Annotated in this window: 9 protein-coding genes; all 9 read right to left on the reverse strand. The window is 71.0% G+C overall.

The features are described from left to right. Positions 1–5 precede the first annotated feature (5 nt). The gene (locus tag ACYVE9_RS08625; protein WP_461027152.1) at positions 6–1,433 is read right to left on the reverse strand and encodes an NDP-hexose 2,3-dehydratase family protein; all 1,428 of its coding nucleotides are present in this window, start codon (positions 1,431–1,433) and stop codon (positions 6–8) included. Beyond that, a complete protein-coding gene (rfbH, locus tag ACYVE9_RS08630) occupies positions 1,430–2,734 on the reverse strand; it encodes a lipopolysaccharide biosynthesis protein RfbH (RefSeq protein WP_461027153.1) in 1,305 nt (434 codons plus the stop codon). The genes ACYVE9_RS08625 and rfbH overlap by 4 nt, the downstream gene beginning before the upstream one ends. 7 nt (positions 2,735–2,741) lie before the next feature. Then, the gene (gene rfbB, locus ACYVE9_RS08635) at positions 2,742–3,728 is read right to left on the reverse strand and encodes a dTDP-glucose 4,6-dehydratase (protein WP_461027154.1); all 987 of its coding nucleotides are present in this window, start codon (positions 3,726–3,728) and stop codon (positions 2,742–2,744) included. After that, positions 3,725–4,780 (reverse strand): glucose-1-phosphate thymidylyltransferase, encoded by a 1,056-nt coding sequence (locus ACYVE9_RS08640; RefSeq protein WP_461027155.1) that lies wholly within the window; start codon positions 4,778–4,780, stop codon positions 3,725–3,727. The genes rfbB and ACYVE9_RS08640 overlap by 4 nt, the downstream gene beginning before the upstream one ends. Before the next feature lie 13 nt (positions 4,781–4,793). Continuing rightward, on the reverse strand, positions 4,794–5,390 hold the full coding sequence (locus ACYVE9_RS08645; RefSeq protein WP_461027156.1) for a dTDP-4-dehydrorhamnose 3,5-epimerase family protein: 597 nt from the start codon (positions 5,388–5,390) through the stop codon (positions 4,794–4,796). 3 nt (positions 5,391–5,393) lie between these two features. Further along, complete coding sequence (locus ACYVE9_RS08650) at positions 5,394–6,551, reverse strand: DegT/DnrJ/EryC1/StrS family aminotransferase (RefSeq protein ID WP_461027157.1); 1,158 nt, start codon at positions 6,549–6,551, stop codon at positions 5,394–5,396. A 280-nt stretch (positions 6,552–6,831) separates the two neighbouring features. Next, positions 6,832–7,425 (reverse strand): NADPH-dependent FMN reductase, encoded by a 594-nt coding sequence (locus ACYVE9_RS08655; protein WP_461027158.1) that lies wholly within the window; start codon positions 7,423–7,425, stop codon positions 6,832–6,834. Positions 7,426–7,578: 153 nt separating this feature from the next. Continuing rightward, positions 7,579–7,803, reverse strand: a complete 225-nt coding sequence (locus ACYVE9_RS08660; RefSeq protein ID WP_461027159.1) for an acyl-CoA carboxylase epsilon subunit — start codon at positions 7,801–7,803, stop codon at positions 7,579–7,581. A 14-nt stretch (positions 7,804–7,817) separates the two neighbouring features. After that, positions 7,818–9,284, reverse strand: a 1,467-nt coding sequence (locus tag ACYVE9_RS08665) for an acyl-CoA carboxylase subunit beta (protein ID WP_461027160.1), incomplete at its 5' end; no start/stop codon positions are given.

Here is a 9,284-nt window from a genome sequence, read left to right on the forward strand (position 1 = left end):
CCCGGTCACCACTGCACGGCCCCGGCGTTCATGCAGGCCAGCAGGGTGCGGGCCTGCACGTTGACGTAGTGGCCGTGGCGGGCGAGGGAGGCGAGCTGGGTGGGCGTGACCCAGCGGTAGCCGGGCGGGGTGCCGCCCGGCTCCGTGCCGCCGCCCCCGGGCCCGACGGAGCCCGCGTCGTCGGCGTCGACGAGCAGGTAGCGGGACTCGGCGTTGAGGAAGCGCCCGCCCTCCTCGGAGTGCAGCGCCTCGTAGCGGATGGCGCCGGGGCGGGCGCCCAGCACGTGGTCGAGGTAGGGGGGACGGTCGGGGCCGGTGAGGTGGCGGTAGTTCTCGGGCGTGTACTGGACGGTGGGGCCCAGCTCGACGGTGTCCAGGAAGCCGCCCTCGACACGGGCGTGCACGAGCAGGTGCGGCACGCCGTCGATGCGCCGGGTGAGGAACGCGGCCACACCGGTGGCGACGGGCTCGAACAGCGGCTGCGACCAGCCGGTGACCTCCCGGCTGCCGGCCGTCACCGACACCGCCACCACCCGGAAGTAGCGGCCGTCCTCGTGGTCGACGGACCAGGGCCCGCGGGTCCATCCGGCCGTCCGGTCCAGCGGCACGGTCGTGGCGTGCACGTCGTGGCGGGCCCGCTCGCCGGTGAACCAGGACAGCACCTCGGTGTCGCTGTGCAGGGCGCGGCTGTCGCCGTCTCCCGCGCCGGCCGTGGGCGCGGGGGCGCAGGCCAGCACGGTGCGGGCGTCCATGTTGACCACGTTGTCCGCGCGCAGCAGCTCACCTATCTGGCCCAGGGTGAGCCAGCAGAAGTCCGGGTCGAGCGGGACGTCCGCGTCCGTCTCGACGAGCATGTTGCGGTTGGACTTGCGGTAGAACCACGAGCCGTGCTCGGACTGGAGCACGTCGGCCAGGACCCGGCCGCGCTCCGGGTGGACGAAGTGCTCCAGGTACTTCACCGGGGCGCCGTTGTGGACCCCGGTGTAGTTGCTGCGGGTGGCCTGCACGGTCGGCGAGAGCTGGAGCAGGTTGCGGTTGCCCGGTTCCATCTTGGCCTGCATCAGGAAGTGCAGGACCCCGTCGAACTCCTTGGCGAGAATGCCCAGGATGCCGACCTCGGGCTGCCTGATGATGGGCTGCTGCCAGCTGTCCGCCGGTTCGTCGCCGATCCGCACGTGCAGGCCCTCGACGCTGAAGAACCGGCCGCTGCGGTGCACCAGGTTGCCGGTGCCGTCCTGGAACGACCAGCCGTCCAGCTCGTCGAACGGGATGCGCTCCACCTCGAACCGGTGGGCCGCGGACCGCCCCGCCAGCCAGGCGGGGAAGTCGGCGGTGCGCAGCTGTGCGCCCGCGTCCCGGACCGCCGCCGACCGGGCGAGGCGGTCCGGCAGCAGCGCGTCCACGCGGGGGCGCAGCAGGGTCTCCGGGCTCATGTGTTGCTCCGCACGAACTCGCGCACCGAGGAGACGACGTAGTCGATCATCTCGTCGGTGAGGCCCGGGTAGACGCCGACCCAGAACGTCTGGTCGGTGATCAGGTCGCTGTTGGTGAGGTCGCCGACGACGCGGTGCGGACGGTCCACGTAGGCGGGCTGCCGGGTGAGGTTGCCGGCGAACAGGCGGCGGGTGCCGATCTTGCGGCTCTCCAGGAAGGCGACGAGCGCGGCCCGGGTGAAGGGCGCCTCGGGATCGACGGTGAGCACGAAGCCGAACCAGCTGGGGTCGCTCTTGGGGGTGGGCTCCGGCAGCATCAGGTGCGGCACGCCGTCCAGGCCCTCGCGCAGCCGGCGCCAGTTACGGCGGCGGGCGGCGGTGAAGCCCTCCAGCTTGTCGAGCTGGGTGAGGCCCAGCGCGGCCTGGAGGTCGGTCGCCTTCAGGTTGTAGCCCACGTGGGAGAAGATGTACTTGTGGTCGTACCCCTTGGGCAGCTTGCCCAGCTGGTACTCGAACCGCTTGAAGCAGGTGTTGGACTTGCCCGGTTCGCACCAGCAGTCGCGGCCCCAGTCCCGCAACGACTCGACAACCTTGGCGAGTTGCAGGTTGGACGTCAGCACGCAGCCGCCCTCGCCCATGGTGAGGTGGTGGGCCGGGTAGAAGCTGACGGTGGTCAGGTCGCCGAAGGTGCCGGTGAGCCGGCCCTCGTAGGTGGAGCCGACGGCGTCGCAGTTGTCCTCGACGAAGAACAGGTCGTGTTCCTTGGCGAGTCGGGCGATCTCGGCGACCTCGAACGGGTTGCCGAGGGCGTGCGCGATCATGATGGCACGGGTCTTGGGCCCGATGGCGGCGGCCACCCGGTCCGCGGTGGTGTTGTAGATGCCCATCTCGACGTCGATGAAGACCGGCACCATGCCGTTCTGCACGATCGGGTTGACGGTGGTGGGGAAGCCGGCGGCGACGGTGATGACCTCGTCGCCGGGCTTCAGCCGCCGCTCCCCCAGCACGTGCGAGGTCAGCGCGGTCAGCGCCAGCAGGTTGGCGGACGATCCGGAGTTGGTCAGGTGCGCCTTGCGCCGCTGGAGCAGTTTGGCGAAGCGCGACTCGAACCGCTTGGAGCGGTCCCCGGCGGCTATCCGCAGGTCGAGGGCGGCCTCCACCAGCGCCGCCCGGTCGTCGGCGTCCAGCACCGCGCCGGACGGCCAGATCTCGGTCGTGCCGGGCACGAACCGGCCGTCGCCCTGGCTCTCCAGGTGGTACTTGCGGGTGTGGTCCAGGACCAGTTCCCTGTGCTCGCTCATCGGCACGTCACTTCCCCTCGTTGTCGTGGCCGTGCTTGACGGGCTTCCACCAGCCCGGGTTGTCGCGGTACCAGGCGACGGTGTCGGCCAGGCCGCGGTCGAACGGGGTGCGCGGCGCGTAGCCCAGCTCCGCGCGGATCTTGCTGTCGTCGAGCGAGTAGCGCAGGTCGTGGCCCTTGCGGTCGGCGACCCGCCGCACCATGGACCAGTCGGCGCCGCACAGGTCCAGCAGCCGTTCGGTGAGGGAGAGGTTGGACTGCTCGTTGCCGCCGCCGACGTTGTAGATCTCCCCGGCCTGGCCCTTGGTGAGGGCGAGGTGCACGGCCCGGCAGTGGTCGTCGACGTGCACCCACTCGCGGATGTTGCGTCCGTCGCCGTAGAGCGGCACCTGCTCGCCCTCCAGCAGGTTGGTGACGAACAGCGGGATGACCTTCTCGGGGTGCTGGTGCGGGCCGTAGTTGTTGGAGCAGCGGGTGATCGACAGGTCCAGGCCGTGGGTGCGCCAGTAGGAGCGGGCCACCAGGTCGGACCCGGCCTTCGACGCGGCGTAGGGAGAGTTGGGGGCCAGCGGCCAGTCCTCCGTCCACGAGCCCTGCTCGATGGAGCCGTACACCTCGTCGGTGGAGACGTGCACGACCCGCTCGACGCCGGACTCCAGGCAGGCGTCGAGCACGGTCTGGGTGCCGCCGACGTTGCTGCGGACGAACTCGGCCGCAGACTCCACCGAGCGGTCCACGTGCGACTCGGCGGCGAAGTGCACGACCGCGTCGTGGCCGGGGAAGACGTCGAGCAGCAGCGGCAGGTCGCAGATGTCGCCGCGGACGAAGTCCAGCCGGGGGTGCGACGCGGGCAGGTTGTCGGGGTTGCCGGCGTACCCGAGGTTGTCCACCACGGTCACCCGGGTGTCCTCGTAGCCGGGGTAGCCGCCGTCGAGCAGGGTCCGCACGTAGTGCGAACCGATGAAACCGGCACCGCCGGTGACCAGGAACCTCATGCTGCCACCTCTATCCGGGTGTGGTCGCCGATGACCAGCTTGGCTTGTGCGGAGGCGCCGACGGTGGCGCCCCGCCCGATCAGGGAGCCGTGCAGTCCGGGCACGTCGCAGATGGACGCGCCGTCCAGCACGATGGAGTCCGCCAGGCGCGTGTCGCGCACCACGCAGTCCCGGCCGATGGACGTGCCGGGCCCGACGTGGCTGTTCTCGATGACGGAGCCGGCGCCGATGATGGCCGGCCCCTCGATGCGGGACCGCACCACCCGCGCACCGGCCTCGACGAGCACCAGGCCGTCGAGTTCGCTGCGGTTGTCGACCTCGCCCACGATGCCGGGGCGCAGCGAGTCGAGCAGCCGGCGGTTGCACTCGAGCACGTCCTCGGCGCGGCCGGTGTCCTTCCAGTAGCCGTCGTACTCGCTGGCCTTGACGCGGGCGCCGGTCTCCACGAGCCACTGCACGGCGTCGGTGATCTCCAGTTCGCCGCGGGCGCTGGGCTCGATGGCGTCGACCGCGCGGTGGATGGCGGCGGTGAAGAAGTAGACGCCGATCATCGCCAGGTCGCTGCGCGGCTGCTGCGGCTTCTCCACGAGCCGCTCCACCCGCCCGTCGGGGCCGAGTTCGGCGACCCCGAAGGCCCGCGGGTCGGCGACCTTGTGCACGACGACCTGGGCGTCGGGCCGGTTGGCGGTGAAGTCCTCGGCGATCGCGGACACGCCGTCGGGCAGCATGTTGTCGCCGAGGTACATCACGAAGTCGTCGTCGCCGAGGAACGGGCGGGCCAGCGTGACGCAGTGCGCCAGGCCGAGCGGCTTGTCCTGCGGGATGTAGGTGACGCGCACGCCCAGCCGGGAGCCGTCGCCGATGACCTCGGCGATCTGCGGCGCCCAGTCGCCGACGATGATCCCGACGTCGGTCACGCCCAGCGCCGCGATGTTCTCCAGGACGTGTTCCAGCACGGGCTTGTTGACGATCGGGATGAGCTGCTTGGGCATGGAGTAGCTGAACGGTCGCAGACGAGTACCTGACCCGCCCGACAGCACGAGTGCCTTCATGTCGGTTGTCTCCTCACAGCGTTCGGGAAGTGGCGGCGCCGGGGCCCGTCCAGTGGGCGAGCAGCCCGGCGGTGGCGGCCTCGGACACGGTCGGTGCCCGGCTGTCCTTGTCGGACAGCAGCGGCGGTTCCGTGAACCCCCACGGGAGGGCGAGTGCCGGGTCCAGCGGGTTGATGTCGATCTGGGTGCCCGGCACGTGGGTGCTCGACAGCACGTAGCAGATGCAGGCGTCGTCGGTGAGGGCCAGGAATCCGTGCCCGACCCCTTCGGGCACGTAGACGGCCCGGCCGGACCCGGCGTCCAGCTCGGTGACGGCGTACCGCCCGAACGCAGGTGACCCCAGCCGCAGGTCGACGGTGATGTCCCGCAGGGCGCCCCGGACGCAGGTGACGTACTTGGCCTGGCCGGGCGGCACGGCGACGCCGTGGAGGCCGCGCAGGGTGTTGCGGCGGGAGGTGGAGTAGTTGATCTGCCGGGGGGTGAAGGCGTGGCCCAGCACGTCGGCCAGCCGGTCGGTGCGCAGCCCCTCGTGGAAGGTGCCGCGCGGGTCGTGGAGCTGTTCCGGGGTGACGACGTACGAGCCGGGTACCGCGGTCTCCTCGATCCGCATGGCTCAGCCTCCGCTCCGCAGCTCGCCGGCGCGGTGCTCGACGGCCTTGCGCAGCTCGTCGGCGACGGTGCGGACCTCGGTGTCGTCCAGTCCCTGGTGGATGGGCAGCAGCAGGGTGGTGTCCGCGCTGTGCTCGGTGCCGGGCAGGTGGGCCGCGTCCGCCCGGTAGGCGGCCACCTTGTGCAGCGGCGGGTAGCGGAAGGTGGTGTAGACGCCGCGGTCCAGCAGGTCGGCGGCGACGCGGTCGCGGATCGCCGCGTCGAGCTGCACCCAGTAGAAGTAGTAGGAGCCGGTGTGGCCGGCCGGCAGGGCGGGCGGCAGCCGGATGCCGTCGGTGTCGGCGAGCAGGCGGTCGTAGGTCTGCGCGATCTCCCGGCGGCGGGCCACGAACTCCGGGAGCCGGCGGAGCTGCACGCTGCCGACGGCGGCGGTGATGTCGTTGCCGATGATGCGGCGGCCGAACTCCCGCACGTCCAGCTCCCACCAGCGGTGCGAGACCTTGGCTGCCTTGAAGCCGCTGGACTGCTCCAGTCCGTGGTACGCCAGCCGCCGGGCGGCCCGCGCGAGCTCCGGGTCGCGGACGTAGAGCGCGCCGCCGTCGCCGGTGACGAGCACCTTCATCGCGTCGAAGCTCCACACCGCGATGTCGCCGAAGGTCCCGCAGGCGGTGCCGTCGACGCTGGAGGCGACCGCGCAGGCGGCGTCCTCGATGAGGGTGACGCCCTCCTCGCGGCACAGTTCGGCGATGGCGGCGATGTCCCCGGGGTGGCCGCCGTAGTGCAGCACCAGGACGGCCCGGGTCCGGGGGGTGAGGGCCGCCCGCACCTGCTCGGCGGTGGGGTTGAGGGTCCGCGGGTCGACGTCGCAGAACACCGTCCGGGCGCCGGTCGCGGCGACGGCGTTGCCGGCGGCGACGAAGCTGGCCGAGGGCAGCACCACGTCGTCATCCGGGCCGAGGCCGAGCAGTTCGGTGGCCAGGAACAGCCCCGCGGTGCAGGAGTTGATGAAGAGCACCTGCTCGGCGTCGACCCCGAGGTGGGTGGCGAACTCCGCTTCGAACGCCTGGGTGCGCGGGCCGTGCCCGAGCCAGTTGCTCTCGAAGACCTCCGCGACGGCGGCGGCTTCCTCCGCGCCCAGGCTGGGCTGGAAAACGTTGATCATTGTGCGTCTCCATGATCGGGTCGGGCCGGACAGCGGCACGGCTGCTCCGGGCAGCACGAAGCCGCCCGGTGCGTCGTGCACCGAGCGGCTTGCGGTGGGCGGGAGGAAACCGGGCGGCCTGGGGAGGTGTCGTGCGGCGTTCAGGCTTGTCGGACGATGCCTGCGGGCGCTCGCCGGACGGCGCCGGTGGGGCGTCTGAGGGGGACGTCGGTGGTCGTGCGCCGACCGGCTGTCGGAGGCGTTCGGTCACCTCGGAGACGCCGGTCGGCCCGCCCCGGTGTCAGCCGGTGTAGGGCGCCTTGGCGCGGGCGTCGCGGAGGGCGTTGCCCCACCAGACGAGCTGGTCCAGCAGCGACTTGGCGGCGCCGTCACTGCCCTGCGGGCACACGGCCTTGCCCTCGTGCTCGAACTTGTCCCAGGCGTTGTGGAAGCTGACCATGTCGCGCACGGTGGTCGCGTGGACCTCGGCGAAGACCTGCCGCAGGTGCTCGGCGGCCCGCAGCCCGCCGCCCATGCCGCCGTAGGAGATGAGGCCGACCGGCTTGGCCTTCCACTCGTCGAGGTACCAGTCGATGGTGTTCTTCAGCGCCGGCGAGGTCGTGTGGTTGTACTCCGGAGTGACCACGACGAAGGCGTCGGCGTCGGCGAGCCGGGTCTGCAACCCGTCGTAGACGGCCTGCGTCTGCGCGTCGGGCTCCTCACCGAACGGCGGCATGATCATCGGCAGCTGGTGGTCGAGCAGGTCGATCAGATCGACGGTGACGCCCCCGTGCTGCTCGGCCTGGTCGACGAACCAGTTGGCCACAGTCGGGCCGAACCGCCCGCCGCGCACACTACCGATGATCACGGCGAGTTTTATGGGTGTCTCCGGCATCGTTGTCCCTCCAGTGGGTTATCTGTGTTTCCGTGCTGCCATGCCGATGAATGCGGTAAGAGCACGGAATTGAGTCTCTTCGCGCCGCGCGGTGTGCGGAACCGACTTCACGAAGAGTTGTCGCGGGAAAACCGAGGATTTGTGGTGCGGAATTCAGTGGGCCTGCTGCTGCCAGGTGCGGGCGCCCTCGAATCCCGACTCGCGCTCCGGCCGGGCCCAGCGCGCGACGGCCCGCTGCCGGCGGGACACGTCGTCCGGGTCGGCTCCGACGGCGGCCGAGCGGAGCAGCAGCACGGCGGTGAGCGCGGCCAGTTCGTCGGCGGTCGGGGTGCCCCGGTCCACCCGGAGCAGGGGCTGTGCGGTCTCCTGCTCGGACATGTCGTCCTCCCCGTTCACTGCGGCGGGTTGCCGTGCTTGCGGCGCGGCAGGTCGGCGTGCTTGGCGCGGAGCATGGCGAGCGAGCGGACCAGCGCCTGCCGGGTCTCTCCGGGGTCGATGACGTCGTCCACCAGGCCGCGTTCGGCGGCGTAGTAGGGGTGCATCAGCTCGGCCTTGTACTCCTTGATGCGCTGTGCGCGCAGCGCCTCGGGGTCGTCGGCGGCGGCGATCTGCTTGCGGAAGATGACGTTGGCGGCGCCCTCGGCGCCCATCACCGCGATCTCGTTGGTGGGCCACGCCAGGGACAGGTCGGCGCCGATGGAGCGCGAGTCCATCACGATGTACGCGCCGCCGTACGCCTTGCGCAGCACCACGGAGATGCGCGGCACGGTCGCGTTGCAGTACGCGTACAGCAGCTTCGCGCCGCGGCGGATGATGCCGTCGTGCTCCTGGCCGACGCCGGGCAGGAACCCGGGCACGTCCACCAGGGTCACCAGCGGGATGTTGAAGGCGTCGCAGAACTGCACGAACCGCGCTGCCTTCTCGGAGGAGTTGATGTCCAGCACGCCGGCCATGGACAGCGGCTGGTTGGCGACCACACCGACGGTGTGGCCGTCGAGCCGGGCCAGCGCGCAGACGATGTTGGCGGCCCAGGCCGAACTGATCTCGAAGTACTCACCGTCGTCGACGATCTCCTCGATGACGTGCCGGATGTCGTAGGGCGTGTTGCCGCTGACCGGCACGAGGCCGTGCAGGGCCTCGGTGGTCCGGTCCGGATCGTCCTCCGACTCCTCGGCGGGCGGCAGTTCGCGGTTGTTCTGCGGCAGGAGGGAGAGCAGGTAGCGGACCTCCTCCAGGCAGGTCTGCTCGTCGTCGTACGCGAAGTGCGCCACCCCGGACGTCCCCGCGTGCACGTCCGCACCACCCAGACCGTTCTGCGAGATGTCCTCCCCCGTCACCGCCTTCACCACATCCGGACCCGTGATGAACATCTGCGACGTCTCCCGCACCATGAACACGAAATCCGTCAACGCCGGCGAATACGCCGCACCCCCCGCACACGGCCCCAACATCACCGAGATCTGCGGAATCACCCCCGACGCCCGCGTGTTCCGCTGGAAGATCCCCCCGTACCCCGCGAGCGCCGACACCCCCTCCTGGATCCGCGCCCCCGCACCGTCGTTCAACGACACCAACGGCGCACCCGCCGCGATCGCCCGATCCATCAACTTGTGGATCTTCTCCGCATGCGCCTCACCCAACGCCCCACCGAAGATCCGGAAATCATGCGCGTACACGAACACCGTCCGCCCATGCACCGTCCCCCACCCCGTCACCACACCATCGGTGTACGGACGCCGCGCCTCCAACCCGAACCCCGTCGCCCGATGCCGCCGCAGCGTCTCGACCTCCTGGAAGGAGCCCTCGTCGAGCAGCAGGTCGATCCGCTCCCGCGCGGTCAGCTTGCCCTTGGCGTGCTG

It is taken from the genome of Streptomyces sparsus (genome assembly GCF_054776295.1).

Coding starts and splice junctions, on each gene's coding strand:
- ACYVE9_RS08640 (WP_461027155.1), bottom strand. CDS start 4,780: ATGAAGGCACTCGTGCTGTCGGGCGGGTCAGGTACTCGTCTGCGACCG.
- ACYVE9_RS08660 (WP_461027159.1), bottom strand. CDS start 7,803: ATGTCCGAGCAGGAGACCGCACAGCCCCTGCTCCGGGTGGACCGGGGC.
- ACYVE9_RS08655 (WP_461027158.1), bottom strand. CDS start 7,425: ATGCCGGAGACACCCATAAAACTCGCCGTGATCATCGGTAGTGTGCGC.
- ACYVE9_RS08625 (WP_461027152.1), bottom strand. CDS start 1,433: ATGAGCCCGGAGACCCTGCTGCGCCCCCGCGTGGACGCGCTGCTGCCG.
- rfbH (WP_461027153.1), bottom strand. CDS start 2,734: ATGAGCGAGCACAGGGAACTGGTCCTGGACCACACCCGCAAGTACCAC.
- ACYVE9_RS08645 (WP_461027156.1), bottom strand. CDS start 5,390: ATGCGGATCGAGGAGACCGCGGTACCCGGCTCGTACGTCGTCACCCCG.
- ACYVE9_RS08650 (WP_461027157.1), bottom strand. CDS start 6,551: ATGATCAACGTTTTCCAGCCCAGCCTGGGCGCGGAGGAAGCCGCCGCC.
- rfbB (WP_461027154.1), bottom strand. CDS start 3,728: ATGAGGTTCCTGGTCACCGGCGGTGCCGGTTTCATCGGTTCGCACTAC.